The 24571-nt window shown below is 70.7% G+C and carries 26 protein-coding genes; 14 read left to right on the top strand and 12 right to left on the bottom strand.

Annotated elements, in window-relative coordinates:
• Positions 1 to 14: 14 nt before the first annotated feature.
• Positions 15 to 1511 carry a sensor histidine kinase gene (locus OG568_RS39220; RefSeq protein ID WP_329534953.1) on the bottom strand — a complete coding sequence of 499 codons (1497 nt, stop codon included), beginning with the start codon at positions 1509 to 1511 and terminating at the stop codon, positions 15 to 17.
• Positions 1508 to 2260 (bottom strand): response regulator transcription factor, encoded by a 753-nt coding sequence (locus tag OG568_RS39215; protein ID WP_266416137.1) that lies wholly within the window; start codon positions 2258 to 2260, stop codon positions 1508 to 1510. Before OG568_RS39215 ends, OG568_RS39220 begins: the two co-directional genes overlap by 4 nt.
• A gap of 183 nt (positions 2261 to 2443) precedes the next feature.
• On the opposite strand from OG568_RS39215, the gene OG568_RS39210 reads away from it, so the two are divergent.
• The 5 genes from OG568_RS39210 to OG568_RS39190 all read left to right on the top strand — a co-directional run bounded on the left by OG568_RS39210 (position 2444) and on the right by OG568_RS39190 (position 7399).
• Positions 2444 to 3814 (top strand): ferredoxin reductase family protein, encoded by a 1371-nt coding sequence (locus OG568_RS39210; protein WP_329534952.1) that lies wholly within the window; start codon positions 2444 to 2446, stop codon positions 3812 to 3814.
• Positions 3815 to 3821: 7 nt separating this feature from the next.
• On the top strand, positions 3822 to 4310 hold the full coding sequence (locus tag OG568_RS39205; protein ID WP_327136719.1) for an FMN-binding protein: 489 nt from the start codon (positions 3822 to 3824) through the stop codon (positions 4308 to 4310).
• Between the two features lie 123 nt (positions 4311 to 4433).
• Entirely contained in the window at positions 4434 to 5771 is a 1338-nt protein-coding gene (locus tag OG568_RS39200) for a ferredoxin reductase family protein (protein ID WP_329536578.1), read from the top strand.
• Between the two features lie 19 nt (positions 5772 to 5790).
• Positions 5791 to 6618: an FMN-binding protein gene (locus tag OG568_RS39195; protein ID WP_266416131.1), complete on the top strand. Its 828-nt coding sequence runs from the start codon at positions 5791 to 5793 to the stop codon at positions 6616 to 6618.
• Between the two features lie 43 nt (positions 6619 to 6661).
• Positions 6662 to 7399: an FAD:protein FMN transferase gene (locus OG568_RS39190; protein WP_329536577.1), complete on the top strand. Its 738-nt coding sequence runs from the start codon at positions 6662 to 6664 to the stop codon at positions 7397 to 7399.
• 142 nt (positions 7400 to 7541) lie between these two features.
• Here the strand turns inward: OG568_RS39190 and OG568_RS39185 are convergent, their stop codons facing one another.
• The 6 genes from OG568_RS39185 to OG568_RS39160 all read right to left on the bottom strand — a co-directional run bounded on the left by OG568_RS39185 (position 7542) and on the right by OG568_RS39160 (position 12984).
• Positions 7542 to 8078: an arginine repressor gene (locus OG568_RS39185; protein ID WP_329534951.1), complete on the bottom strand. Its 537-nt coding sequence runs from the start codon at positions 8076 to 8078 to the stop codon at positions 7542 to 7544.
• A 10-nt stretch (positions 8079 to 8088) separates the two neighbouring features.
• Positions 8089 to 9294: an acetylornithine transaminase gene (locus OG568_RS39180; protein WP_329534950.1), complete on the bottom strand. Its 1206-nt coding sequence runs from the start codon at positions 9292 to 9294 to the stop codon at positions 8089 to 8091.
• On the bottom strand, positions 9291 to 10211 hold the full coding sequence (argB, locus tag OG568_RS39175; protein WP_266416125.1) for an acetylglutamate kinase: 921 nt from the start codon (positions 10209 to 10211) through the stop codon (positions 9291 to 9293). The genes OG568_RS39180 and argB overlap by 4 nt, the downstream gene beginning before the upstream one ends.
• Positions 10208 to 11359: a bifunctional glutamate N-acetyltransferase/amino-acid acetyltransferase ArgJ gene (argJ, locus tag OG568_RS39170; protein ID WP_329534949.1), complete on the bottom strand. Its 1152-nt coding sequence runs from the start codon at positions 11357 to 11359 to the stop codon at positions 10208 to 10210. The genes argB and argJ overlap by 4 nt, the downstream gene beginning before the upstream one ends.
• Positions 11356 to 12384: an N-acetyl-gamma-glutamyl-phosphate reductase gene (gene argC, locus OG568_RS39165; protein ID WP_266651393.1), complete on the bottom strand. Its 1029-nt coding sequence runs from the start codon at positions 12382 to 12384 to the stop codon at positions 11356 to 11358. The genes argJ and argC overlap by 4 nt, the downstream gene beginning before the upstream one ends.
• Before the next feature lie 183 nt (positions 12385 to 12567).
• Positions 12568 to 12984 carry a DUF5997 family protein gene (locus OG568_RS39160; RefSeq protein WP_266416118.1) on the bottom strand — a complete coding sequence of 139 codons (417 nt, stop codon included), beginning with the start codon at positions 12982 to 12984 and terminating at the stop codon, positions 12568 to 12570.
• 57 nt (positions 12985 to 13041) lie between these two features.
• On the opposite strand from OG568_RS39160, the gene OG568_RS39155 reads away from it, so the two are divergent.
• The 3 genes from OG568_RS39155 to OG568_RS39145 all read left to right on the top strand — a co-directional run bounded on the left by OG568_RS39155 (position 13042) and on the right by OG568_RS39145 (position 14848).
• On the top strand, positions 13042 to 13851 hold the full coding sequence (locus tag OG568_RS39155) for a LysR family substrate-binding domain-containing protein (protein ID WP_329534948.1): 810 nt from the start codon (positions 13042 to 13044) through the stop codon (positions 13849 to 13851).
• A 143-nt stretch (positions 13852 to 13994) separates the two neighbouring features.
• Positions 13995 to 14408: a MerR family transcriptional regulator gene (locus tag OG568_RS39150; protein ID WP_266416114.1), complete on the top strand. Its 414-nt coding sequence runs from the start codon at positions 13995 to 13997 to the stop codon at positions 14406 to 14408.
• Positions 14405 to 14848 carry a carboxymuconolactone decarboxylase family protein gene (locus tag OG568_RS39145; RefSeq protein ID WP_329534947.1) on the top strand — a complete coding sequence of 148 codons (444 nt, stop codon included), beginning with the start codon at positions 14405 to 14407 and terminating at the stop codon, positions 14846 to 14848. The genes OG568_RS39150 and OG568_RS39145 overlap by 4 nt, the downstream gene beginning before the upstream one ends.
• Here OG568_RS39145 and OG568_RS39140 read toward each other — a convergent pair.
• Positions 14835 to 17315 carry an alpha-L-arabinofuranosidase C-terminal domain-containing protein gene (locus OG568_RS39140; protein WP_329534946.1) on the bottom strand — a complete coding sequence of 827 codons (2481 nt, stop codon included), beginning with the start codon at positions 17313 to 17315 and terminating at the stop codon, positions 14835 to 14837. The two genes, OG568_RS39145 and OG568_RS39140, sit on opposite strands and share 14 nt — an antisense overlap.
• Before the next feature lie 178 nt (positions 17316 to 17493).
• Between OG568_RS39140 and OG568_RS39135 the strand changes: the two genes are divergently transcribed.
• Positions 17494 to 17949 (top strand): DUF6314 family protein, encoded by a 456-nt coding sequence (locus OG568_RS39135; RefSeq protein ID WP_329534945.1) that lies wholly within the window; start codon positions 17494 to 17496, stop codon positions 17947 to 17949.
• 64 nt (positions 17950 to 18013) lie between these two features.
• Entirely contained in the window at positions 18014 to 18907 is an 894-nt protein-coding gene (locus OG568_RS39130) for an IS982 family transposase (protein WP_329530528.1), read from the top strand.
• 35 nt (positions 18908 to 18942) lie between these two features.
• On the opposite strand, the gene OG568_RS39125 is transcribed toward OG568_RS39130, so the two are convergent.
• From OG568_RS39125 to OG568_RS39115, 3 genes are all read right to left on the bottom strand, one after another.
• Positions 18943 to 19527 (bottom strand): histidine phosphatase family protein, encoded by a 585-nt coding sequence (locus OG568_RS39125; RefSeq protein ID WP_266581208.1) that lies wholly within the window; start codon positions 19525 to 19527, stop codon positions 18943 to 18945.
• Positions 19528 to 19617: 90 nt separating this feature from the next.
• A complete protein-coding gene (locus tag OG568_RS39120) occupies positions 19618 to 20055 on the bottom strand; it encodes a GNAT family N-acetyltransferase (RefSeq protein WP_329534944.1) in 438 nt (145 codons plus the stop codon).
• Between the two features lie 77 nt (positions 20056 to 20132).
• Entirely contained in the window at positions 20133 to 21569 is a 1437-nt protein-coding gene (locus OG568_RS39115) for an aminotransferase-like domain-containing protein (RefSeq protein WP_329534943.1), read from the bottom strand.
• Between OG568_RS39115 and OG568_RS39110 the strand changes: the two genes are divergently transcribed.
• The 4 genes from OG568_RS39110 to OG568_RS39095 all read left to right on the top strand — a co-directional run bounded on the left by OG568_RS39110 (position 21568) and on the right by OG568_RS39095 (position 24571).
• Positions 21568 to 22506, top strand: a complete 939-nt coding sequence (locus OG568_RS39110) for a DMT family transporter (protein ID WP_329534942.1) — start codon at positions 21568 to 21570, stop codon at positions 22504 to 22506. The genes OG568_RS39115 and OG568_RS39110 overlap by 2 nt on opposite strands.
• A 44-nt stretch (positions 22507 to 22550) precedes the next feature.
• Positions 22551 to 22742, top strand: coding sequence for a DUF1918 domain-containing protein (locus tag OG568_RS39105; protein ID WP_266416097.1), 192 nt, complete (start codon positions 22551 to 22553; stop codon positions 22740 to 22742).
• Positions 22743 to 23251: 509 nt separating this feature from the next.
• Positions 23252 to 24124, top strand: coding sequence for a 3-hydroxybutyryl-CoA dehydrogenase (locus OG568_RS39100; protein WP_266416095.1), 873 nt, complete (start codon positions 23252 to 23254; stop codon positions 24122 to 24124).
• Between the two features lie 189 nt (positions 24125 to 24313).
• A complete protein-coding gene (locus tag OG568_RS39095) occupies positions 24314 to 24571 on the top strand; it encodes a hypothetical protein (RefSeq protein WP_054236124.1) in 258 nt (85 codons plus the stop codon).

The raw sequence follows: 24571 nt of genomic DNA, 5'->3' as shown, positions 1-24571 counted from the left end.
GCAGCGACACGCTACTAGGTGCGGGTGGCGTCCAATCGGACCGTGAACTTGGTCGCCCCCGGACGGCTCTCCAGCGCGACCGTGCCGCCGTGGGCCTCCACCACGGCCGCCACGATGGACAGCCCCAGGCCCGCACCACCGCCCGCGCCCCCGGTACGACGGCGGTCCGCTCTGGTGAAGCGTTCGAAGACGCCGGGCTGGACGTCCTCCGGGACTCCCGGACCGTCGTCGTGGACCGTCACGACGGCCGTTTGGGCGTCGGTCTCCAGGGACACCGTGACGTTGGTCCCGACGGGGGTGTGCCAACGGGCGTTGGCCAACAGGTTGGCCAACACCTGTTGGAGGCGGTGGGCGTCGCCGGTCACCGTGACCGGTTCCTCCGCCAGCTCCAGCGTCCAGCGGTGGTCGGGGCCCGCGGCGCGGGCGTCGGTGACCGAGTCGAGGACGAGGTGGGTGAGATCGACGGGAAGGCGCTCCAACGGGCGGCCCGCGTCGAGGCGGGCGAGCAGAAGCAGGTCGTCGACCATCTCGCCCATCCGCGCCGACTCGGCGGCGATGCGTTCGAGGGCTCGGGTGACCTTGGGCGGCACCGGATCCGGGTGCAGCAGTGCAAGCTCGGCGTGGCCGCGGACCGAGGCGATGGGCGTGCGCAGCTCATGGCTGGCGTCGGCCGCGAAGCTGCGCAGCCGTTCCTCGCTCGCGTGCCGCTTGGTCAGCGCGTCCTCGACATGGCCGAGCATCCTGTTGAACGCGCCGGCGACGCGGCCCACCTCGCTGCGCGGGTCCTGTTCGGGCGCGCGCGGCGGCAGCGCCACCTCACCGCTGGCGAGCGGCAGCTCGCTGACCCGGGTCGCGGTCGCGGCGACCCGGCTCAGGGGGCGCAGCGACCAGCGCACCCACAAGGCTCCGGCGACTCCGGCGACCACGAGGGCCAGCCCGAAGACACAGCCCGCGACCAGCTCCAGGCGGTGCACGGCGGCCCGGACCGGTTCCATCGGCAGTCCCGTGATCAGGACGTCGCCGTCCAGTCCGCGCGCCGCCATCACGCGGTAGTCGCCGAGCGCCGACAGACAGACGGTGTGGGCGTGGCCGTCGGCGGGGATGCCGGCCAGGGTCCGCTGGTCGGAGGCGGTCAAGGACACGTTCAGGCCCGCGATGTCCTGGCCGGAGGGCACGACCGCCGCGTTGGTCACGTCCCGGCCGACCAGCCGCGCGCCGAAGGTGCCGGTGCTCTGCCGCCGGGTGTCGCCGTGCTCGTCGCCGTCGTGGTCCGACGGCTTGACGGCGCCGTGCTCCAGGCTCGCGGGGAACCGCACTCCCACGTCGTGCAACTGCTGGTCGAGGCGGCCGGTGAGGAAGCCGTTCAGCTCGTACACCGCGGCCACACCGACGGCGGCGCAGCTGACGGCGAGCAGCACCACGAGCCCGGCCGTGAGCCGGGCCCGCATCGTCCGGGGGCGCGGCAGCAGGCGTACGCCCGCCCGCACCCATGGCCATCGGCGCCGCCTCATCGTCCGGCCACCGGTTTGAGCACGTACCCGGCGCCCCGCACCGTATGGATCATGGGTTCGCGGCCCGCGTCCACCTTTTTGCGCAGGTACGAGATGTAGAGCTCCACGACATGGGCCTGGCCGCCGAAGTCGTACGACCAGACGCGGTCGAGGATCTGCGCCTTGCTGAGCACCCGGCGCGGGTTGCGCATCAGGAAGCGCAGCAGTTCGAACTCGGTGGGCGACAGCTCGACCAGCTCGCCGCCGCGGGTCACCTCGCGGGCCTCCTCGTCCATCACGAGGTCGCCGACGGTCAGGCGCGGGCCCTCGTCCAGTTGCCGGGCCATGCCCGCGCGGCGCAGCAGTCCGCGCAGCCGGGCGACGACCTCCTCCAGGCTGAACGGCTTGGTCACGTAGTCGTCGCCGCCCGCCGTGATGCCCGCGATGCGGTCCTCGACTGCGTCCCGCGCCGTGAGGAAGAGCACACAGACCTCCGGGCGCACGGTGTGCAGGGTGCGCAGCACGGCGAAGCCGTCGGTGTCCGGGAGCATCACGTCGAGGACGACGGCGTCCGGCATCAGCTCGCGTGCCTCGGTGACGGCCGAGGCCCCGTCGCCCGCCGTCCGGACCTCCCAGCCCTCGTAGCGCAGGGCGCCGGAGAGCACCTCGGCCAGGTCGGGGTCGTCGTCCACGACGAGGACACGTACGGGGGTGCCGTCGGGACGGGTGAGCGCGGGCAGGCCGGTGCCTCGGGAGCGGGGAGTGTTCATGTCTCTTCCAGGATCACCCCTCGCCGGAGTGGGCGGCGCCCCTCCGACCTCTGAGTTTCCTCTGAGTACGCCGCACGGGCCGCTCTCTGTTTCCTGTGAATCCGCGACGAAGAAGCCCGTTCAGAGGCTGTTCAGAAGTTGCCGAAGCACTGTTTCCTCCCGGACAGCCGGAAGGACGGACATATGACCACGGTGTACGAGCGGACAGCGGTCCCTCGCCCGTCACGCGGACGCGGACGACCGCGCCCCTCGCCCGCCGGGCCCCTGCTGGCCCTGCTCTGGGCCGGGGCCGCCGCGGTCGTCGCCCTGTGGTGGTACGACACCGGGTCGGTGGTGGGCCTCGCCGGGTGGCTGACGGACGCCGGGCGGATCGCCGGGCTGCTGTGCGGCTACAGCTGCGCGGTGCTCGTGGCGCTGATGGCCCGGGTGCCCCTCCTGGAGCGGCGGATCGGCTCCGACCGGGTGGCCCGCTGGCACGCCATGGCCGGCCGGTACACGGTCAGCCTGCTGGTGGCGCACGTCACGCTGATCCTCTTCGGGTACGCCGCCCAGGACGGGGCGGGCATCGTGCACGAGACGCTGAGCGTGGTGTTCGACTACCCGGACATGCTCAAGGCCACCATCGGCACGATCATCCTCTTCGCGGTCGGGATCACCTCGGCGCGCGCGGCCCGCCGCCGGATCAGCCACGAGTTCTGGTACTACCTGCACCTGCTCACGTACGCGGCCGTGTTCCTCACCTTCTTCCACCAGTTCGCGCTGGGCTCGGACTTCGTGGGCAACACCGCCGCCCAGGCTGCCTGGTACGTGCTCTACCTGGGCACGGCCGCGCTGGTGGTGTGGTTCCGGCTGCTCGCCCCGGTGCGGCTCAACCTGCGGCACAGGCTGCGCGTGGAGTCCGTACACCGCGAGGCGCCCGGCGTCTTCTCCGTCGTCGTGTGCGGGGAGCGGCTGGGCGAACTCGGGGCCGAGGCGGGGCAGTTCTTCCGCTGGCGGTTCCTCTCGGACGGGATGCGGTGGACCTCGACGCCGTACTCGCTGTCGGCGCCGCCGCGCCCCGACCGGATGCGGATCACCGTGAAGGCGCTCGGCGACCACAGTGCCGCCGTGGGGCTGCTGCGGCCCGGTACCCGGGTCTGGGCGGAGGGTCCCTACGGAGCGCTGACCGCCGAGCGGCGCACCGCCTCCAAGGTGCTGCTGATCGCGGGCGGCGTCGGCATCACACCGCTGCGCGCCCTGTTCGAGTCACTGCCGGGCGGGCCGGGCGAGGTGACGCTGCTCTATCGCGCCCGTACGACCGAGGACCTCGCGCTCGGCGCCGAGCTGGAGGCGATAGCGCAGTGGCGCGGGGCGCGCGTCCTGTACGCGGTCAACGGCGCCGACGGGACGCGCCCCCGGTTCACCGCCGAGTCCCTGCGGGCGGCCGTGCCCGATCTCGCCGGGCACGACGTCTATCTGTGCGGTCCGCCCGCCATGGCGCGGGACCTGTACGGAGCGTTGCGCGCGGCCGGGGTCTCCGACCGTCGTATCCACCACGAGTCGTTCGAGTTGTGAGGCCGCCTTGCACGCCCTGAAGAAGCACCGTCCGCTGCGCCGCGTGATGCTGGCGGCCGCCACCACCGTCACCGGTTTCGTCCTGCTGCTGTCGCTCAAGCCGCACACGCCGCCGACCGTGGCGCAGGCGTCGTCGTCCGCCGGACAGTCGCCGTCGCGGTCCCAGGCGTCCCAGGCGCCCTCCGGGACACCATCGCCCGGAAGCACGAAGAGCGCCGGCACCAAGACCGTCACCGGTGACACGGTCCAGACCCGCTGGGGCCCCGTCCAGGTGCGGATCACGCTGAAGAACGGCAAGATCACCGATGTGACCGCGGTCTCCTACCCCTCGGACAACCCCCGGGACCAGGAGATCAACAGTTACGCCCTTCCCCAGCTCAGGAGGGAGGCGCTGGCAGCGCAGAGCGCCTCGATCGACTCCGTCTCAGGGGCCTCGTACACCAGCGACGGATACAAGCAGTCCCTCCAATCGGCACTGGACTCGGCAGGCCTCTGAACGCACGGCGGTCGGGGGCCGTATCTCTGGTCCAGGGGCCTCTCCCTCAGCCCCGTCCCCACGGACGACCACGGAGGAACCGTGTCCACGATCGCCGGTGGCCGCGCCGCGCGGCGCCAGACCATGCGTCGTATTCGCCCACGACGCTCACCCGCCGTGCCACTGCTGCTCATTGTCGGGGCGGGTGCGGCCGGGGTCATCTGGCTCTGGTGGGACAACACCCCGTCCATCGCCGACGACAACAGCAGGATCCTCAACGCGGGCCGGATCACCGGGCTGCTCGCGGGGTATCTGATGGCGCTGGTGGTGCTGCAGATGGCGCGGGTGCCCGCCCTGGAGCGCCGGGTGGGCTCGGACCGGGTGGCGCGCTGGCACGCCATGAGCGGCCGGTACACGATCTGTCTGGTGCTGGCCCATCTCGTGCTGATCATGTGGGGCTACGCGCTGCAGGCCGGCAAGAGTTTCGGCGACATCGTCCAGCAGACCATCGACTCGGTCAACCAACTGCCCGACATGGGCAAGGCGGCGATCGGCACCGGTCTGCTGTTCCTCATCAGCCTGCTCTCCATGGGTCCGGTGCGCCGCAGGATGGGCTACGACACCTGGTACCACATCCACCTGCTCACCTACGCCGCCGTCTTCCTGACGTTCTGGCACCAGCTGTCCACGGGCAACGAGTTCGCCGTCGAGCCGACCGCGAAGACGGTCTGGTACGGGCTGTACGGGTCGGTGACGGCCCTGGTGATCTGGTACCGCGTCCTCTCGCCGATCCGGTTGAACCTGAAGCACCGGATGCGGGTCGAGGCCGTGATCGAGGAGACCCCCGGGATCGTCTCGGTGCTGATCAGCGGGCGCAAGCTGCACCGCATGGGCGCGGAGGCCGGGCAGTTCTTCCGCTGGCGCTTCCTGGCGCCCGGCATGCGGTTCAGCTCGCACCCGTACTCGCTGTCGGCGGCGCCCCGCCCCAACATGCTGCGGATCACGGTGAAGGCGATCGGCGACCACAGCTCGGCGCTGCGCGACCTGCGTCCCGGCACCCGGGTCTGGGCCGAGGGCCCGTACGGGGCGCTGACGGCGGGCAAGCGCAGCCGCGGCAAGGTGCTGCTGGTGGCGGGCGGGGTCGGCATCACTCCGATGCGGGCGCTGTTCGAGACGCTGCCCGGCTCGGCGGGCGACCTGACGCTGCTCTACCGGGCCAACACCACCCAGGACCTGGCCCTGTGGGACGAGCTGGCGGCGATCGCCGAGGAGCGCGGGGCCCGGCTGATGTATGCGGTGAACAGCCCCGAGGGAGAGCGTCCGGACATCTCGGCGGAGACGCTGAGCCGCAAGCTGCCGGACATCGACCGCCACGACGTCTTCATGTGCGGGCCGCCCGGCTTCGCGCAGCAGGTCTACGAAGCACTGCGCGGCGCGGGGGTTCCCGCCCGCCGCATCCATCACGAGTCGTTCGAGATGTGAGCGACGGGAGTCAGGAGCGATGAAGAAGAGCCACCCCATTCGGCGTGTCGTGCTGGCCGGCGCCGCGACCGTGTCCGGAATCGTCCTGTTGCTGTCGCTGAAGCCCGCCTCCGATCCGGCGTCCGCGTCGGCTCAGGGTGCCTCGCCCCAGCAGTCGGTGGCGGGGCAGGAGGCTCCCCAGGGCGGCAGTGCGCAGCAGTCGTCCACGGGGGCCCAGACGGTCACCGGCGACGTCGCGCAGACCCAGTACGGGCCGGTCCAGGTCCGCATCACCGTCAGCGGCGGCAAGATCACCAAGTCCGAGGTCGTCCAGATCCCCAGTGGCGGACGCAGCACCGAGGTCAGCAACGCCTCCGTGCCCAAGCTGAACCAGGAGGCCGTCGCCGCGGGCAGCGCGGACATCGACGCGGTGTCGGGCGCCAGTTACACGAGCGCCGGATACAAGAAGTCGCTGCAGTCGGCTCTCGACAAGGCCAAGGCGAGCGGCAGCGGTTCCTCGGGGGCCACCGGGTCGACCGGGTCCGCGGGTTCGGGCTCCTCCGGCTCCGCCTCGCCCAAGGCGCCCGCCGCGCAGGCCAAGACGGTCACCGGAAGCGTCGCGCAGACCCAGTACGGGGCGGTCCAGGTCCGTATCACCGTCAGCGGCGGCAAGATCACCAAGTCCGAGGCCGTGCAGGCGCCCAAGGGTGGGCTGAGCGACCAGAAGACCGCGCTGGCCGTCCCCAGGCTCAACCAGGAGGCGGTCGCGGCCGGGAACGCGGACATCGACGCCGTCTCCGGTGCCACCTACACCAGCACCGGTTACAAGCAGTCCCTGCAGTCGGCCCTGGACAAGGCCGGTGGCTGACCCGGACCAGGAGCCGCCCGCCCTGCGGCACGCGGAAGAGGTCATGGGCACCGTCTTCTCCTTCGACGTGCGCGGCGGCGAACCCGCGGCCGTGCGGACCGCGTTGGAGGAGGCGGTCGCCCAACTCCACCAGGTGGACGCAGTGTTCAGCACCTACCGCGAGGACAGCCAGATCTCGCATCTCGCGCGCGGTGAGGTGACGGTCGAGGAGTGCGATCCGGAGGTCGCCGAGGTGCTCGGTCTGTGCGCCGAGGCGGAGCGGGTCAGCGACGGCTGGTTCAGCTCGACCTACGAGGGCCGGCTCGACCCGACGGGGATCGTGAAGGGCTGGGCGACCGAGCGCGTGGCCCGGCACCTGGCGGCGGCCGGCGCGACCGGAGTCAGCGTGAACGGCGGCGGCGACGTCCAGCTGTTCGGCGCGCCCGGCACGCACCGCCCGTGGCGCGTCGGCGTCTCGGACCCGCTGCGTCCCGGTTCACTCGCGGCCGTGGTCTCCGCGGCCGGGGTGGACGAGCTGTCGGTGGCCACCTCCGGCACCGCCGAGCGCGGCGCCCACATCGTCGACCCCCGCACCGGCCGCTCCGCGGTCACCGACCTGGTCGCCGTGACCGTCGTGGGCCCCCACCTGACCTGGGTGGACGCTTGGGCGACAGCAGCCTTCGCGATGGGCTCCCGAGAGGCCCTGACCTGGCTGGAGTCCCTCCCCGACATCGAGGCCTTACTGATCACGGCGGGAGACGAGGTCAGATGCACCGGAGGCCTTGCTCAACGTCTGGGGTGAGTGTCCGCTTTTAGGGGCGCGGGGCGTTGACATCATGCGGCTCCGCCGCGTGGGCGCGAGCAACCACGACGCACCCGCACCCGAATGCACGACGGTGGGGGCGGCACCCCGACCCGGGGTGCCGCCCCCACCGTCGTACAGCTCAATGATTGTTCTGCGCCAGCCGCAACAGGTGATCGGCCAGAGCCTGACCCCCAGTGGGATGACGACTGATCAACAGCAACGTGTCGTCACCCGCGATCGTCCCGAGAATGTCATGCAGCTCGGCCTGGTCGATGGCGGAGGCAAGGAACTGCGCCGCCCCCGGAGGGGTCCGCAGGACCACGAGGTTCGCGGAAGCCTCCGCGGAGATCAGCAGCTCCGCCGAGAGCCGCCGCATCCGCTCCTCCTTCGCCGACTCCCCCAGCGGCGCGCGCGGGGTACGGAAACCGCCCTCGCTCGGCACCGCGTAGATGAGGTCACCGTCGTTGTTGCGGATCTTCACCGCGTTCAGCTCGTCCAGGTCCCGGGAGAGCGTCGCCTGCGTGACGCTCAGCCCGTCGTCGGCGAGGAGCTTCGCCAACTGACTCTGGGAACGCACCGGTTGCCGGTTGAGGATGTCCACGATCCGGCGGTGGCGTGCGGTGCGGGTCTGCGGCACGGCAGGCCCGACGTGCTCGTGATCCTGCGCCTGACTCATCGTCGTCGTCTCATTCTTTGGCTCGTCCGTCCCCGTTGGTCACAGCGTCGAGGACACCGGGAAGGGCCTGGAGGAACGCCTCCACCTCGTCGTCGCTCAGGTTCAGCGGGGGCATCAGCCGTACGACATCGGGGGCGGGCGCGTTGACCAGGAGACCGGCGTCCTGAGCCGCCTGCTGCACCTGGGGCGCGAGCGGCTCGGTGAGCACGATACCCAGGAGCAGGCCCGCACCTCGGACATGGTCGATCAGCGGGTTACCGAGTGACTCGATTCCGCCCCGCAGTTTCTCGCTCGCGGCCTTCACGTTCTCGAGCAGCCCCTCGGACGCGATCGTGTCGAGGACGGCGAGTCCGGCGGCGCAGACGACCGGGTTGCCGCCGAAGGTCGAACCGTGGTGGCCGGGCTTCAGCAGCTCGGCGGCCCGGCCGAAGGCGACGGTCGCACCGAGCGGCAGCCCGCCGCCGAGGCCCTTCGCGAGGGTGACGACGTCCGGCAGGACACCTTCGTGGTCCTGGTAGGCGAACCAGGGGCCGGTGCGGCCGATGCCGGTCTGCACCTCGTCGAGGACGAGGAGGCTGCCGGTGGCGGCGGTGATCGCGCGGGCGGCCTTGAGGTAGCCGGGCGGGGGGACGACCACGCCGTTCTCGCCCTGGATCGGCTCGATGATCACGAGGGCGGTGTCCTCGGTGACCGCTGCGGCCAGCGCCTGCGCGTCGCCGTACGGAACGTGCGTGACGTCACCGGGCAGCGGCAGGAACGGCTCCTGCTTGCCGGGCTGGCCGGTGAGCGCGAGGGCGCCCATGGTCCGGCCGTGAAAGCCGCCGTGGGTCGCCACCATGTGGCTCCGGCCGGTGAGCCGGCCGATCTTGAAGGCGCCCTCGTTGGCCTCGGCGCCCGAATTGCAGAAGTACACCCTGCCTTCGCGGCCGAAGAGCTGGAGCAGCTTTTCGGCGAGCGCGACGGGCGGCTCGGCGACGAAGAGGTTGGAGACATGGCCGAGGGAGGCGATCTGCCGGCTCACGGCCTCGACGATCGCCGGGTGGGCGTGGCCGAGGGCGTTGACCGCGATACCGCCGACGAAGTCGAGGTACTCCTTGCCGTCGGCGTCCCACAGCCGGGTGCCCTCGCCGCGGACGAGCGGCAGCCGCGGGGTGCCGTAGTTGTCCATGAGCGCGCCCTGCCACCGCTGGGTGAGCTCCGCGTTGCTCCCGGTCATTCGGCGTCCCCCTGTTCATCGGGCTGTGCGTCCGGCACGACCATCGTGCCGATCCCCTCGTCGGTGAAGATCTCCAGCAGGATCGAGTGCTGGACCCGGCCGTCGATGACGCGGGCGGTGGTGACGCCGTTGCGTACGGCGTGCAGACAGCCCTCCATCTTCGGCACCATGCCGCTGGCCAGCTCGGGCAGCAGCTTCTCCAGTTCGGAGGCGGTCAGGCGGCTGATCACCTCGTCGCTGTTGGGCCAGTCCTCGTAGAGGCCCTCGACGTCCGTGAGGACCATGAGGGTTTCGGCGCCCAGTGCCGCAGCGAGGGCCGCAGCCGCCGTATCAGCATTGACGTTGTAGACATGTCCGTCGTCCTGGCTCCGGGCGATCGACGAGACGACCGGGATCCGGCCGTCGGCGAGCAGTGCCTCGATGGCGCCCGTGTCGATCGCGGTGATCTCGCCCACCCGCCCGATGTCGACCAGTTCCCCGTCGATCTCCGGCTGGTGCTTGGTGGCGGTGATGGTGTGCGCGTCCTCGCCGGTCATACCGACGGCGAGCGGCCCGTGCTGGTTGAGCAGCCCGACCAGCTCGCGCTGCACCTGACCGGCCAGGACCATGCGTACGACGTCCATGGCGTCCTCGGTGGTGACGCGCAGGCCCGCCTTGAACTCGCTGACGATGCCGTGCCGGTCGAGGGCGGCGCTGATCTGCGGGCCGCCGCCGTGCACGACGACGGGCTTGAGGCCGGCCTGCCGCAGGAACACGACGTCCTGGGCGAAGGCGGCCTTCAGCTCCTCGTTCACCATGGCGTTTCCGCCGAACTTGATGACGACCGTCTTGCCGTTGTGGCGGGTCAGCCACGGAAGTGCCTCGATGAGGATCCGGGCCTTGGGCAGTGCGGTGTGTTTCCGCGTCACATTGCTCATGAGGAGTAGGCGCTGTTCTCGTGGACGTAGTCCGCGGTGAGGTCGTTGGTCCAGATCGTGGCGGTCTGGGCGCCCGCGGCGAGGTCGGCGACGATGTGGACCTCGCGGTAGCGCATGTCGACGAGCTCACGGTCCTCGCCGACGCCGCCGTTCTTGCAGACCCAGACGCCGTTGATGGCGACGTTGAGCTGGTCGGGCTCGAAGGCGGCGCCGGTCGTGCCGATCGCGGACAGCACGCGCCCCCAGTTGGGGTCCTCGCCGTGGATCGCGCACTTGAGGAGGTTGTTGCGGGCGATGGAGCGGCCCACCTCGACGGCGTCGTCCTCGCTCGCGGCGTTGACGACCTCGATCTTGATGTCCTTGCTGGCGCCCTCGGCGTCCCGGATGAGCTGCTGGCCGAGGTCGTCGCAGACCTTCCGTACGGCCTCGGCGAACTCCGCGTACTCCGGGGTGGCCTCGGCGGCGCCGGAGGCGAGCAGCAGCACGGTGTCGTTCGTCGACATGCAGCCGTCGGAGTCGACGCGGTCGAAGGTGGTGCGGGTGGCGGCGCGCAGCGCCCTGTCGAGGGTCTCGGAGTCGAGGTCCGCGTCCGTCGTCAGCACGACGAGCATGGTGGCCAGGCCGGGGGCGAGCATGCCCGCGCCCTTGGCCATGCCGCCGACGGTCCAGCCGTCACCCGCGTACACCGAGGTCTTGTGCACGGTGTCGGTGGTCTTGATGGCGATGGCGGCCTTCTCGCCGCCGTGCGCGGAGAGCTGGGCGGCGGCCGCCTCGACCCCGGGCAGCAGCTTGTCCATCGGCAGCAGTACGCCGATGAGTCCGGTCGAGGCCACGGCCACCTCGCCGGCGTTGAGGTTTAGGACCTCGGCGACCTTCTCGGCGGTCGCGTGCGTGTCCTGGAAGCCCTTGGGACCCGTACAGGCGTTGGCGCCGCCGGAGTTGAGGATCACGGCGGAGACCTGGCCGCCCTTGAGGACCTGCTCGGACCAGAGGACCGGCGCGGCCTTCACGCGGTTGGAGGTGAAGACGCCCGCGGCGGCGAGGCGGGGCCCGTTGTTGACCACGAGGGCCAGGTCGGGGTTGCCGTTCTCTTTGATGCCTGCTGCGATGCCGGAGGCCGTGAAGCCCTTGGCAGCGGTGACGCTCACGGTGCGACTCCGATCGTGGAAAGACCCGTTTCCTCGGGAAGCCCGAGGGCGATGTTCATGCTCTGCACGGCCCCGCCGGCCGTGCCCTTGGTCAGGTTGTCGATGGCACTGATCGCGATGATGCGGTGCGTCGCTTCGTCGTACGCGACCTGGACCTGAACGGCGTTGGAACCGTAGACGGACGCGGTGGCGGGCCACTGCCCCTCGGGCAGCAGATGGACGAAGGGTTCGTCGGCGAACGCCTTCTCGTAGGCGGCGCGCAGGGAGTCGCCGGTGACCCCGTCACGCGCCTTCGCGCTGCACGTGGCGAGGATGCCGCGGGGCATGGGCGCGAGGGTGGGCGTGAAGGAGACGGTGACCGGCTCCCCCGCCGCCGCGCCGAGGTTCTGGATCATCTCGGGGGTGTGCCGGTGGACGCCGCCGACTCCGTACGGGGACATGGAGCCCATGACCTCGCTGCCGAGCAGGTGGGGCTTGGCGGCCTTGCCCGCGCCGGAGGTCCCGGACGCGGCGACGATCACGGCCTCGGGCTCGGCGAGTGCGGCCGCGTACGCCGGGAAGAGGGCGAGGGAGACGGCCGTCGGGTAGCAACCGGGCACCGCGATGCGCTTGGACCCCTCCAGCGCGGCGCGGGCGCCCGGCAGTTCGGGAAGGCCGTAGGGCCAGGTGCCGGCGTGTGCGGAGCCGTAGAACCTCTCCCAGTCCGCCGGGTCCTTGAGCCGGAAGTCGGCGCCCATGTCGACGACCAGGACGTCCGGGCCGAGCTGCTCGGCGACGGCGGCGGACTGCCCGTGGGGCAGCGCGAGGAACACGACGTCGTGGCCGGCGAGGACGTCCGGGGTGGTCTCCTGGAGGACTCGGTCGGCCAGCGGCAGCAGATGCGGCTGCAGTGCGCCGAGGCGCTGGCCCGCGTTGGAGTTGCCGGTCAGGGCGCCGATCTCGACCTCGGGGTGCGCCAGGAGCAGACGCAGGGCTTCGCCGCCCGCGTACCCACTCGCTCCCGCCACTGCTGCGCGTACCACCATGAAACCCTCCTCTTGGATGGCATGACTATACGTTTCGCTGCACGTTTATGCAATCCAGTCGTAGCGATGCCCGGGCCGGTCCATGGGAGACACGGCCCAGGGGCCCTTCAGCTCAGCCGATGGAGAGCGGCCTGAGGGGTGGGCAACGCCGGGGGGAGGGTGCGGGCGGGTGGGGCGGCGGGGTCAGGAACGGGAGCCGCGGGGCTGGGCGGCGCGCTCGGCGTCCTGCTCCGCGCGCTTCTCCTTGATCCGGGCCTCTTCCTTGCGGACCTCGGCCTGGGTGGCACGCTCCCGGCGCAGCCACCCGGGGTCCTCCTGCTTCAGGGCGTCGATCTGCTCCGTGGTGAGGGCTTCGGTGACCCCGCCGCGGGCGAGACCGGCGATGGAGATGCCCAGCCGCGCCGCGACCACGGGTCGGGGGTGCGGGCCGGTGCGTCGCAGGTCCTGGAGCCACGCGGGCGGGTCGGCCTGCAGGGCGTTCAGCTCGGCGCGCGTGACGACGCCCTCCTGGAACTCGGCGGGGGTGGCCTCGAGGTACACACCCAGCTTCTTCGCCGCGGTGGCGGGCTTCATGGTCTGGGTGGTCTGGTGCGACGTCATGGGTCAAGGGTATCGAGCGTGTGCGCGACCTCCGACCACGACCGATAGCCTGGCGAGGTGACAGGCTCGGAAGTACCCCCTTCGTTCCGGCTCGCCTATGTCCCGGGAGTGACGCCCACGAAGTGGGTGCGGATCTGGAACGAGCGGCGGCCCGACATCCCCCTGACGCTCGTCGCGGTGTCCGCCGCCGAGGCGTTCGGCGTGCTGCGGGGCCGCGGCGCGGACGCCGGATTCGTCCGGCTGCCGGTCGACCGGGAGGACCTCAGCGCGATCCCCCTCTACACCGAGACGACGGTGGTCATGGTCCCCAAGGACCACATCGTGGCGGCGGTCGACGAGGTGACCTGCGAGGATCTCGCCGACGAGATCGTGCTGCACCCCCTCGACGACACCCTCGACTGGGAGCGTCCGCCGGGACAGCCCGCGTTCGAACGCCCCGCCACCACCGAGGACGCCGTCGAACTCGTGGCGGCTGGCATCGGACTCCTCGTCGTCCCCCAGTCCCTCGCCCGCCTGCACCACCGCAAGGACCTCACCTACCGGCCGGTCACGGACGCCCCGGAGTCGCGCGTCGCGCTGTCCTGGCCGCAGGACGCGACCACCGACCTGGTCGAGGACTTCATCGGGATCGTCCGCGGCCGGACCGTCAACAGCACACGGGGGCGCGCGCAGACCCCGGCAGCCGCCCCGGCCCCGTCGAAGGCCAAGCGTCCCGAGACGGGCGGCGGCACACGGCGCAAGCCCGCCGGGGGCAAGTCGTCCGGCAAGTCGACGTCCGGCCGGAACCCCCGCGCCGGCGGTTCCGGCGGCGGTTCCGGCGGCGCCAAGGGCGGCGCGAAGCGGGGCAAGCCCCGCCGCCGCTCCTGACCCGGGCGCCACACCCGGCCCGCGCGCCACACCCGACCCGCGCGCCGGTCCCGGGCCGGGCCGAAAGACCGTCGCCCCCTCTCCGGGGTTGCCCGGCAGATGAAGCTTGACCTGGAGCGCACTCCAGGTTCTACGGTTTCTCCATGACCAGCGGACAGCCCCTCCCGCAGGAGCCGACGCTCACGATCGCCCAGGTCGTCGAGCGCACCGGACTCTCGCACGACACGCTGCGGTACTACGAGAAGGCCGGCCTCATCGAACGGGTCGGCCGGACCACCGGCAACCAGCGGCGTTACGAGGCGGCCGACCTGGCCTGGCTGGAGTTCCTCATCCGGCTGCGCGAGACGGGCATGTCGATCGCGGACATGCAGCGGTTCGCCGAGTTGCGGGCGCGCGGCGACGCCACGGTTCCCGACCGGCTCGGGATGCTCCGGGAGCACCGCGCCGACCTCGCGGACCGCATCCGCGCGCTGCGCCGCAACGCGGCCGCCCTCGACGACAAGATCGACCACTACGAACGGCTGCTCGACCAGCCGGGATCGGACGACCTCTCATGACTGTCACGGACACCGCCACCACTCGCGACGAGCGCTTCGCGCACGGCCTTGAGGTCCTCAAGCGCGTCGACGGCGAGGCCGGAGAGCGCGTCGTCGACGCGCTCGGCGACATCAATCCCGAACTCGGCCACCAGATCGTCGCCTGGGCCTTCGGCGACATCTACGACCGGCCCGGACTCGCCCCGCGCGACCGCCAGTTGGTAACGCTGGGCATGCTCACCGCGCTCGGCGGCTGTGAGACGCAGTTGGAGGTGCACGTCAACGCGGCCCTGAACGTGGGTCTTTCTCCGGACGAGATCGTGGAGTCGCTGCTGCACTCGGCCGTGTACTGCGGCATACCGAAGGCGATGAACGCGAGCCTGGTCGCGAAGAAGGTCTTCGCCGAGCGTGGGCTGCTGCCCGCCGGACAGCAGCCCACGCCTTCGGCTACCTCTGTCTGATCCGCAGGAGGGTCACGGAGTTCGCCGGGAAGGTGTACGTGAACGTGTCGGCGACCCCCGCGAAGGTCGACTTCACGGGTGCGACCGCGGTGACCGTCTCCGAGTTCACCGCCTCGGGTGCGGCCTGGAGAGTGGTGACGGCGGCCTTGCGGCCCGCCTTCGCCCCGCCCAGGTCGATCGCGGTACGGGCGTCCGCGGCCTGCGCGTTGACGACCTTGACGATCAGGTCACCGGTCCTCGCGTCCCGCGTGACGACCTGGCGGAACGGCTCCGCGGGCTTGTCGTCCTTGAAGCTCCCCCACTCCTGGCCGTCCAGGTAGAGGGTCACCTGCCGGCCGCGCACCTTGATGTCGACGTCGTACGCCTTGCCCGTCTCGATCGTGCCGGGCTTGGAGATCAGCGTCGACTTGCCGCCGTCGACGGCCTGTTCGACCGCTGTCGTGGTGTTGTTCCAGCCGCCGAGGTTCCACCAGTAGTAGTTGCCGGTGTCCTTGACGCCGAAGGCGACGAGGAAGCCCTCCTTGCCGGACTTCTTGGTGGCCTTCACGTGCAGGTCGTAGTCGTGCCAGGCCGGGTCGCCCGCCGACACCATGGTGTTCTCGGCGCCCACGTCGCTCTGCGCGTACTGCCCGTCCTCCAGGCTCCAGCTCCCGCCGCCCGTGTGGGTCCACTGGGAGGCGTCACCGCTGAAGTCGTCGCTGAGCAGGGTGGCGCCGTCGGCGCCGGTCACCTTCACGTCGTCGTACGCCGCCGTGGTCGCCCACGTCGACAGGCCGACGGCGCCTGAGATGGGTGCGCTCAGCGAGGGCGTGGTGGTGGCGGTCGACGGCACCACCCGGTCGCCGACGTTGTTCATGAAGAGCTTCTGCACCTCGTAGTCGGCCGATCCCCACGAGGCGTGGTTGTTGAACCAGATCATGTCGGGGCGCCACTGCACGTAGTCCTCGTTGGCGAGCAGCGGGGCGTACGAGGCGAGCTTGACGACGTCCGCGTTGCGCTCCAGGCCGGTCATGTACGCGGCTTCGGCGAGGGCGTTCTTGAAGGTGTTGCCGCCGGAGGCGTACTCGCCGAGGAAGACCTTGGGGCCGTTCCTGTCGTAGGAGTCGTAGCGGTCGTTGTTCTGCAGGAACCACTGGGGGCTGTTGTAGTAGTGCTCGTCGACCATGTCGACGTTCGCTTCCTTGTTGAGCTTCCAGGCGGTGTCGAAGGTGGTGCCGGAGTCGTCGGGTCCGGCGTTGGAGATCACCTTGATGTTGGGGTACTTGGCCTGGACGGCGGCGCGGAACTGCTTGAAGCGGGCGAAGAACGCGTCGGGGAGGTTCTCCTCGTTGCCGACTTCGAGGTGGGTGAGGTGGAAGGGCTTGGGGTGGCCCATCGCCGCCCGCTTCCCGCCCCATTCGCTGGTCACCGGACCGTTGGCGAACTCGATGAGATCGAGGGTGTCCTGGATGTGGCGCTCGAGGAGCGCGCCGTCGTCGGTGGCCTTGTTCTGGCCGCAGCCGGTGACGAGCGCGGGCACCACGGGCAGCGGCATCGCGCCGATGTCCTCGGCGAACTGGAAGTACTCGTAGTAGCCGAGCCCGTAACTCTGGTTGTAGCCCCAGAAGTTGGAGTTGGTGGCGCGCTGCTCGACCGGGCCGATGGTGTCCTTCCACTGGTACGAGCGCTGACGCTGGTAGCCGGAGGCCTCGTCGTAGCCCTGCATGCTGCCGGTGTTGACCAGACAGCCGCCCGGGAAGCGCACGAAGCCCGGGTGCAGGGCGGCGATCTTCTCGGCGAGGTCCTTGCGCAGGCCGTGGCCCTTGTAGGTGTCCCTGGGGAGCAGCGAGATCATGTCGAGCGCGACGGGAGCGTCGGCGGCGACGGTGAGGCGTCCGGTGGTGCTGTCGCGGGTCGCGGTGAACCTGGCGCGGTACTTGGCCCAGCCGCCGTGCGCGGTGACCTGCCGGGCCTCGGCGAGCGTGCCGTCGGCGTCGTGCAGGGCCACGGTGAGCGGCGCCGTCGCGTCGGCGCGGGCCCAGACCGAGAAGTCGTACATCTTGCCGCTCTCGACCCTGATGCCGGTGTTGTAACCGGAGTTGGTGACGGACGAGCCGGCGCCCAGGGCGAGGTAGGTGCGGTTGCGGGCGTCGAGGCGTCCGGTGTCGTCCACGGTCGCCGCGGTGCCGGTGGTGGCCCACGAGGTGAGCGGCGTGTAGGACCTGTTGTCGGCGGTGCTGTACTCGAACGACCGGTTCTGTACGAGTTCCGCGTACAGTCCGCCGTCCGCGGCGCGGTTGATGTCCTCGAAGAAGACGCCGTACATGGTGTCGTCGATCTTCGCGCCCGAGCCCTTCGGGTCGACGGTGATCGCGTAGTCGGTGACGTCGTCGGCGGCGGCGTGGGCGGGCCCGGGAACGACGGCTGAGGCCACCAGGAGTGCGGTGGCCGTGAGTCCGAGTCTCCAACGGGTGCGGGTGCGTGACATGGATACTCCGCGGCTCTGTGGTGTCGAGTTGTTCGAGGCGTTCCTTGTCTTCCTTGCGTTCCTTGCATTTTGTTCGAAATTACGAACAACGATCAATACTTCGAACGGCAAGATAGGGAGGGGGTCAGGGCGCGTCAATGGGTCGCGCAGCATCGCATGGGACGGAGAACGGGACGGTATGGGCGACTTCTGGCCAGTGGCGGACGTGCTCGGCTACCTGGGCGGGAGCTGGCGGGTGGAGCGTGCGGTGCGGGATCTCGCGAGCGGCGCGGAGGGGCGGTTCACGGGGACCACGGTTTTCGGCCCACTCGAAGAACCGGGGTCCGCGCACGGACTTCTGCACCGGGAATCCGGCACGTTCGTATGGCAGGGCACGCCCCGGCCCGCCGAGCGGACGCTGCGCTTCCTGTCGGGGCCGAGCCCGTCGACGGCCGTCGTCCAGTTCTCCGACGGCCGCCCCTTCCACGACCTGGACCTGAGCACCGGCCGGTACGTCGCCGACCACCCGTGCGCGGCGGACCTCTACCGGGGTGAGTTCACGGTGTTCGGGCAGGACCGCTGGCGCACGGTGTGGCGGGTGGGCGGCCCCGCCAAGGACCTGGTCCTCACGACCGACTACACACGGCTGACCTAGACGAGTCATTCCGAATGCTGACGGTGTGTCTGGGAACGCAGACAGGGCGTCCAAGATTCGTTGTGTGACGAACAACCTAGACGCCCTGCTGACCGCACTGTACGTGAAGATCGACGACGAGATCGGAGGTAGCCGATGGCTTGGCCGACCGCCGCAGCTGACGGATTCTGAGCTGGTCACCCTTGCCGTCGCCCAGGCGCTGCTGGGCTTCACCTCGGAGTCGCGCTGGCTGCGGTTCGTGGACTCCCGACTGGGAGCGATGTTCCCGTACGTGCCCAGGCAGCCGGGCTGGAACAAGCGGCTGCGGGCAGCGTTGCCACTGGTCAAGAGGGCAATACGACTGCTGGCCGTCGATACGGACTTCTGGTTCGACAACCACTGGATCATCGACTCCACACCGGTGGAGTGCGGCCGCTCGCGTCCGACGGTGAAGCGGTCGGACATGGCCGGCTGGGCCGGATACGGGTACTGCGCCTCGCACTCCCGGTTCTTCTGGGGCCTGCGCCTGTTCCTGGTATGCACCCCGACCGGGATGCCCATCCTGTGGGCACTGGCGAACCCGAAACTGGATGAGCGGGAGGTGCTGTCGGCGATGCTGGACCGCGAACCGCACCTGTCCACGGACCGGCCGAGCCTGCTGGTGATCGCAGACAAAGGCTTCGCCTCCAAGGAGTTCGAGGCCGATCTGGCCTTCCGGGGCGCGGAGTTGCTGCGTCCTTCTTTCAAGCGCGAGAAGAAGCGCAGGGGCGAGAGCCTCCTGAAGTCGGTGCGACAGCTGATCGAGTCGGTCAACGACACCCTCAAAGGCCAGCTCGACCTGGAACGGCACGGTGGACGGACCTTCGAAGGTGTCGCCGTCCGCGTCGCCCAACGCATCCTCGCGATGGCCGCCGCGATCTGGCACAACCACAAGACCGGCCAGCCCGTCATACGATCCTTGATCGCTTATGACCACTGACCACATCGGAATGACTCGTCTAGGGCAGGCAGGCCTCAGGCGCGCTGCGGTACGGCTTCGAGGCGCAGGTTCCAGCGGCCGTTGGTTCCGATGAGGGTGACCGTCGACAAGGGGCGCACATCGATGTTCCAGTACGTCGACGGCTGGGCCTTGAGCGCGTAGACGAGCGCGGCCCGTACCACCGAGGGCTCGGCCACCGCGACGATCCGGCTGCCGTCGTCCGCCGGGCGGGTGTCGAGCCAGCCGCCGACGCGGGAGACGAAGGAGAGCAGGGACTCGCCGCCGTGCGGGGCGGAGCGCGGATCGGAGAGCCAGGCGTCGACCGCCGACGGCTCGCGGGCCATCGCCTCACCCAGCGTGAAGCCACGCCAGCGGCCCATGTCGCAGTCGCGCAGCGCGGGCTGGGCCAGCGGCGCGTAGCCGAGGGCGTCGCCGGTGGCGCGGCTGCGTGGGGTCGGTGAGCAGTAGCGCAGCTCGGCCGCCGCCAGTGGCACGAGTTCGGGGGCGGCGCGCTGTACTTCGTCCCAGCCGGCCTGGTCCAGCGGCCGGTCGTCCTCGAAGCGCTCGGCCAGCAGCGAGGAGCTGCGGGCGGCGGCGACGAATGTGACCCGAAGAGGCATGCGGAGATCGTGGAGCGCGGGACTCCGCAGGTCAAGGGGTGTTACGCAAGGTATATACGGGCTTGCTGAAGTGTGCCTGCCGAAGCGGACCTACGGGAACATGAGCGCCATCCACTGGTCGGGGCGCTCCAGTGGTTCGAAGCCGAGCTTCGCGTAGACGCCGTGCGCGTCGTGGGTGGCGAGGAGGAGGCGGCGCAGGCCGAGAGGTTCGAGGTGGTCGCGGACGGCGGCGACCAGGGCGGTTCCCAGACCCTTGCCGCGGACGGACGGGTCCACGTAGACGTCGCAGAGCCAGGCGAAGGTGGCGTGGTCCGTGATGATGCGGGCGTAGGCGACCTGCTCGCCCGAGGTGCTGTCGTACGCGCCGAAGTTGAGGGAGCCCGTGATGGCGCGGAGCTGCTTCTCGCGGGAGCGGCCGATGGCCCAGTACGCGTCGGTGGAGAGCCAGTGATGGACGCGGTCGATGTCCACTCGGGCGGTGTCGGCGGAGATCTCGTAGCCCTCGGGGAGGGGATATACAGAGGTCATGGGAGGAGAGTCGCAGCTCAGGGTGGGTGTGGTCGAGCGGATTTGTTCTCGTCCTCGGGCCGGACCGCCCGAGCCGGTCACCTCAGCACCCCGTCGCACGCCACGCGCAGCCGTCGTACCCCCTCCGTGATCTCCTCGGTTCCCGCGACCGCCGCGAAGCTCAACCGGAGGTACCCGGCAGGGGGCTCCGCGCTGAAGTAGGGGCGGCCGGGGGTGACGGCCACGCCCTCGTGGAGGGCCGCGGAGACCAGGGCGGACTCGTCGGTGCCGTCGGGAAGACGCAGCCACAGGTGGTAGCCGCCGGAGGGGATGTGGGGCAAGGCCAGCTCGGGGAGCGTCAGACGGAGCGCGGCCGTCATCGTGTCGCGGCGGTTCCTCAACTCGGCGGAGACGGCCCGCAGATGACGGGGCCAGGCGGGTGAGCCAACCAGTTCGAGCGCGGCCTCCTGAAGGGGGCGCGGAACGAAGAAGGTGTCCACGACCTGGATGGCCCGCAGTCGTTCGAGGACCGGACCGCGCGCGGCCAGCGCACTGACCCGGAAGCTCGGCGAGGTCGCCTTGGTCAGGGAGGAGACGTGTACGACGACTCCGTCGGGATCCTCCGCGGCCAGCGCACGCGGCAACGGCCCCGCGTCCTCGTGCACGAGACGTCGTACGAAGTCGTCCTCGATGACGAACGCGCCCGCCTCGCGCGCGATCCGCACCACGTCGGCGCGCCGCTCGGGGGCGAGCACGGCGCCGGTCGGGTTCTGGAACAGCGGCTGGCAGACGAACACCCGGGCGCCGGTCGCCCGGAAGGCGTCGGCGAGCAGGTCCGGTTTCACCCCGTCCGCGTCGACCGGCACGGGTACCGGCCTGAGGCCCGCCGCGCGGGCGATCGCCAGCATGCCCGGGTACGTGGGCGACTCGACCAGGACCGGGGCCCCCGGCGGAGCGAGTGCCCTGAGCGCGGTGGTCAGCGCGGACTGGCCGCCCGCCGTGACAAGCACCTCAGCCGCGGTGATCGCACCGCCGATCCCCCGCGCGAACCACTCCCGCAGCTCCGTGAGCCCCTCCATCGGCGGCCGGGACCAGGCGCCGGGGCGGCGGCCGGCCCGCGACAGGGCCGCCCCCATGGCCCGCTCGGGCTGGAGCGAGGGGTGCAGATAGCCGCCGTTGAACTCGACCACGCCGGGCGGCGGGGCGGCGAGCGAGACGAGGACCCCGGAGGCGTCCACCGTGCGCGGGACGAGCTCCGTCGCGGCGTCCGCGCTCAGCGCGACCTCCTGCCAGGAGGTGTCCCCGGCGGGCGCGGCGGACGTACGCGGGTGCGCGCGGAACGCGCCCGCACCCGGCCGGGTCACCACCAGCCCCTCGGCGGCGAGCTGAGCCAGCGCCCGCGACACCGTCACCGGGCTCACCCGGAACCGCTCGACCAGCGCCCGGCTCGATGGCAGCTTTCCACCCGGCGAGTAGCGGTCCAGCTCCCGTCGCAGCTGATTCGCCAGATCACCCACACTGCTACGCTCTTGCATGAGAACACAGAGTAGCGCTATCGAAGAGACCGGGATAGCGGTCAGCACGCCCGGGGCACCCGAGCCGCACGTCCCCGCGAACCGCCGTCCCGGCACGCTCCAGGCCGCCCTCGGCGTCACCGCGTTCTCCCTCACCTTCCCCGCCACCGCCTGGGGCCTGGAGGGCTTCGGCCCCTGGTCGCTCGTGGCCGTGCGCAGCGTCCTCGCCGCCGTCATCGCGGGCGGCTGTCTGCTGGCGCTGCGCGTGCCCGTACCGTCCCGGCGGCACTGGGCGGGCCTCGCCGTGGTCGCGGCCGGTGTCGTGCTCGGCTTCCCGCTGCTGACGACGCTCGCGCTGCAGACGTCCACCACCGCCCACGCGGCCGTGGTCGTCGGGCTGCTGCCGCTGACGACCGCGCTGCTGTCGGCGCTGCGGACCGGCGCGCGCCCCTCGCGGATGTTCTGGGGCGCCGCCCTCGCGGGCGCGGCCGCGGTGATCGCGTTCACCGTGCAGCAGAGCGGTGGGGCGCTGAGCAGCGCGGACGCCTATCTCTTCGGGGCGCTGCTGATCTGCGCCGCGGGCTACACCGAGGGCGGCCGACTCGCCCGGACCATGCCGGGGTGGCAGGTCATCGGCTGGGCGCTGGTCCTGTGTCTGCCGCTGTCGGTGCCGGGCGCGCTGGTGGCGCTGTCGTACGAGCCGGTCCACCTGACGGCGCACAGTGTGGCGGGGCTGCTGTGGGTGGCCGCCGGATCGCAGTTCCTGGGTCTGGTGGTCTGGTACCGCGGGATGGCGGCGATCGGAATTCCCAAGGCCAGCCAGTTGCAGCTCGCGCAGCCGCTGCTCACACTGGTGTGGTCGGTACTGCTCCTCGGCGAGCAGCTCACACCGGCCGCGCCCTTGACGGCCGCGGCCGTGCTGATCTGCATCGCGCTCACCCAGCGAGCGCGGGGCTGAGCCCCAGGACCATTACTCCCGCAGATGACGAGGAGACCCTTCAGATGCATGCAGACGTGGGCGACAAGCTCGTGCAGCACGGCAGGGTTGTCGGACAGCACGACAAGGTCGCGGAGATCACCGAAGTAATAGGAGCGGAGGGCACGCCCCCGTACCGCGTGCGCTTCACGGACGGGCACGAGGCGGTCTGCTCACCGGGCCCCGACTCGGAAATCCGTCACAAGGACCCGCTGTAGGCATTCGGGCACGAGGACCCGCTGCACGCTTTCGGCTCACGAGGACCATAGACACGCGGTTCACGAGGACCGGCTGCGGAGGTCGGGTCACAGGTCCGGCTGTGGACATGCGGCAGAGATTCAGATTCAGGGCACGGGTCGCGCCGGCCGCTGGTAGTGGTCGGCAACGACCCGCGCCGACGCGGTCGACGCCGACCTCCTCGGCCGATCCGAGCCCCGCGCGTCGGCCGCGCTGTCGCGCCATACCCCGAACGGGCTGATCCCGAGGCTCGTACGGCGCTGCCGGACGGCGGACAGTCCGCCCCGCGAGGGCCATCCGCCCCACTCCTCCACGCCACTCCTCCACGCTCCGGATCCGTCCGGACACCGACCGTCTCCTCCAACGGCATGCCGCACCCGGCCGATCGATCATCGATACTTCGGAGTAACGTGCACGGGACGTGCACGATCGGAGCAGGCACCGAACAACGGTGGTCCTGCGACAGCCGTAGATCAGTGAAGGGGACGATGTGACCGACACCGCGGGAGACATCACACGCGTCGGAGTGGTGGGCTGCGGCCAGATGGGAGCGGGCATCGCCGAGGTCTGCGCCCGCGCCGGTCTCGACGTCAAGGTCGCCGAGACCACCGGTGAGGCGTTGGAGATCGGCCGCACCCGGCTGTTCAACTCCCTCTCCAAGGCCGCCGAACGCGGAAAGATCTCCGCGGACGAGCTCACCGCCACCCAGGACCGGCTCAGCTTCACCACCGACCTCGGCGAGTTCGCCGACCGCGATCTGGTGATCGAGGCGGTCGTCGAGAACGAGCAGGTGAAGACCGAGATCTTCCAGGTGCTCGACCAGGTGGTGACGCGGCAGGACGCGATCCTCGCCTCCAACACCTCCTCGATCCCGCTGGTCCGGCTCGCGGTCGCCACCTCGCGCCCCGACCAGGTCGTCGGCATCCACTTCTTCAACCCGGCCCCGGTGCAGCAGCTCGTCGAGCTGATCCCGGCGCTGACCACCTCCGAGGGCACCCTCAGCCGGGCGCAGCTGTTCGCCGAGAAGGCCCTCGGCAAGCACGCGATCCGCGCCCAGGACCGCTCCGGGTTCGTCGTCAACGCGCTGCTGATCCCGTATCTGCTCTCCGCGATCCGGATGTTCGAGTCGGGCATCGCCAGCCGCGAGGACATCGACAACGGCATGGAGCTGGGCTGCGCCCACCCGATGGGTCCGCTCAAGCTGTCCGACCTGATCGGTCTGGACACGGTGGCCTCGGTCGCCTATTCGATGTACGAGGAGTACAAGGAGCCGCTGTACGCCGCTCCCCCGCTGCTCCAGCGCATGGTGGACGCGGGCCGGCTCGGCCGGAAGTCCGGCTCGGGCTTCTACACCTACGCCTGATCACGTACGGTAAAACTCAGGCTTTCGCGGGCCCGGCACCTGTTGCGGTGCCGGGCCCGCGCCATTCACACGCCGTGTGCGCGCCGGGCTCGCATATGCCCCTCGCACACGCTCCCCACGCGTCCACCAGGCGAGTTGACTTTCCGTGCGCATCCAAGGGATGTGACGACTACGGAAAGGAGCGGACCCGTGACCGCCGACCCGGAGCATCCCGTGGTCCATGGAGAACTCGCAGAGTTACGCCGTCGCCTCGACGTGGCATACGCACGTGTCGAGGGAGGGCACGCCCTGCTCAGTCACCGCGCCGAACAGACCGCCAAGGAACTCGACGACCTGAGCGCACGGGTCGTCGCCCTTGAACACACCCGCTGGCCACTGCCGGCGATCGCGGCCCTCACGGCCGTGGGCGCCCTCGCCGTGGCGGTCTGGCAGGCTCTCGGACGCTAG

Source organism: Streptomyces sp. NBC_01450 (genome assembly GCF_036227505.1).
Classification (GTDB): domain Bacteria; phylum Actinomycetota; class Actinomycetes; order Streptomycetales; family Streptomycetaceae; genus Streptomyces.
Note: the sequence above shows the minus strand (reverse complement) of the source record. Positions and strands in the feature narration are given on the sequence as shown.

Bases quoted from the DNA above. Each gene is read 5' to 3' on its own strand.
- OG568_RS39220 (WP_329534953.1), bottom strand. From the start codon at position 1,511: ATGAGGCGGCGCCGATGGCCATGGGTGCGGGCGGGCGTACGCCTGCTG.
- OG568_RS39215 (WP_266416137.1), bottom strand. From the start codon at position 2,260: ATGAACACTCCCCGCTCCCGAGGCACCGGCCTGCCCGCGCTCACCCGT.
- OG568_RS39210 (WP_329534952.1), top strand. From the start codon at position 2,444: ATGACCACGGTGTACGAGCGGACAGCGGTCCCTCGCCCGTCACGCGGA.
- OG568_RS39200 (WP_329536578.1), top strand. From the start codon at position 4,434: ATGCGTCGTATTCGCCCACGACGCTCACCCGCCGTGCCACTGCTGCTC.
- OG568_RS39195 (WP_266416131.1), top strand. From the start codon at position 5,791: ATGAAGAAGAGCCACCCCATTCGGCGTGTCGTGCTGGCCGGCGCCGCG.
- OG568_RS39190 (WP_329536577.1), top strand. From the start codon at position 6,662: ATGGGCACCGTCTTCTCCTTCGACGTGCGCGGCGGCGAACCCGCGGCC.
- OG568_RS39185 (WP_329534951.1), bottom strand. From the start codon at position 8,078: ATGAGTCAGGCGCAGGATCACGAGCACGTCGGGCCTGCCGTGCCGCAG.
- OG568_RS39180 (WP_329534950.1), bottom strand. From the start codon at position 9,294: ATGACCGGGAGCAACGCGGAGCTCACCCAGCGGTGGCAGGGCGCGCTC.
- argB (WP_266416125.1), bottom strand. From the start codon at position 10,211: ATGAGCAATGTGACGCGGAAACACACCGCACTGCCCAAGGCCCGGATC.
- argC (WP_266651393.1), bottom strand. From the start codon at position 12,384: ATGGTGGTACGCGCAGCAGTGGCGGGAGCGAGTGGGTACGCGGGCGGC.
- OG568_RS39160 (WP_266416118.1), bottom strand. From the start codon at position 12,984: ATGACGTCGCACCAGACCACCCAGACCATGAAGCCCGCCACCGCGGCG.
- OG568_RS39150 (WP_266416114.1), top strand. From the start codon at position 13,995: ATGACCAGCGGACAGCCCCTCCCGCAGGAGCCGACGCTCACGATCGCC.
- OG568_RS39145 (WP_329534947.1), top strand. From the start codon at position 14,405: ATGACTGTCACGGACACCGCCACCACTCGCGACGAGCGCTTCGCGCAC.
- OG568_RS39140 (WP_329534946.1), bottom strand. From the start codon at position 17,315: ATGTCACGCACCCGCACCCGTTGGAGACTCGGACTCACGGCCACCGCA.
- OG568_RS39135 (WP_329534945.1), top strand. From the start codon at position 17,494: ATGGGCGACTTCTGGCCAGTGGCGGACGTGCTCGGCTACCTGGGCGGG.
- OG568_RS39125 (WP_266581208.1), bottom strand. From the start codon at position 19,527: ATGCCTCTTCGGGTCACATTCGTCGCCGCCGCCCGCAGCTCCTCGCTG.
- OG568_RS39120 (WP_329534944.1), bottom strand. From the start codon at position 20,055: ATGACCTCTGTATATCCCCTCCCCGAGGGCTACGAGATCTCCGCCGAC.
- OG568_RS39110 (WP_329534942.1), top strand. From the start codon at position 21,568: ATGAGAACACAGAGTAGCGCTATCGAAGAGACCGGGATAGCGGTCAGC.
- OG568_RS39115 (WP_329534943.1), bottom strand. From the start codon at position 21,569: ATGCAAGAGCGTAGCAGTGTGGGTGATCTGGCGAATCAGCTGCGACGG.
- OG568_RS39105 (WP_266416097.1), top strand. From the start codon at position 22,551: ATGCATGCAGACGTGGGCGACAAGCTCGTGCAGCACGGCAGGGTTGTC.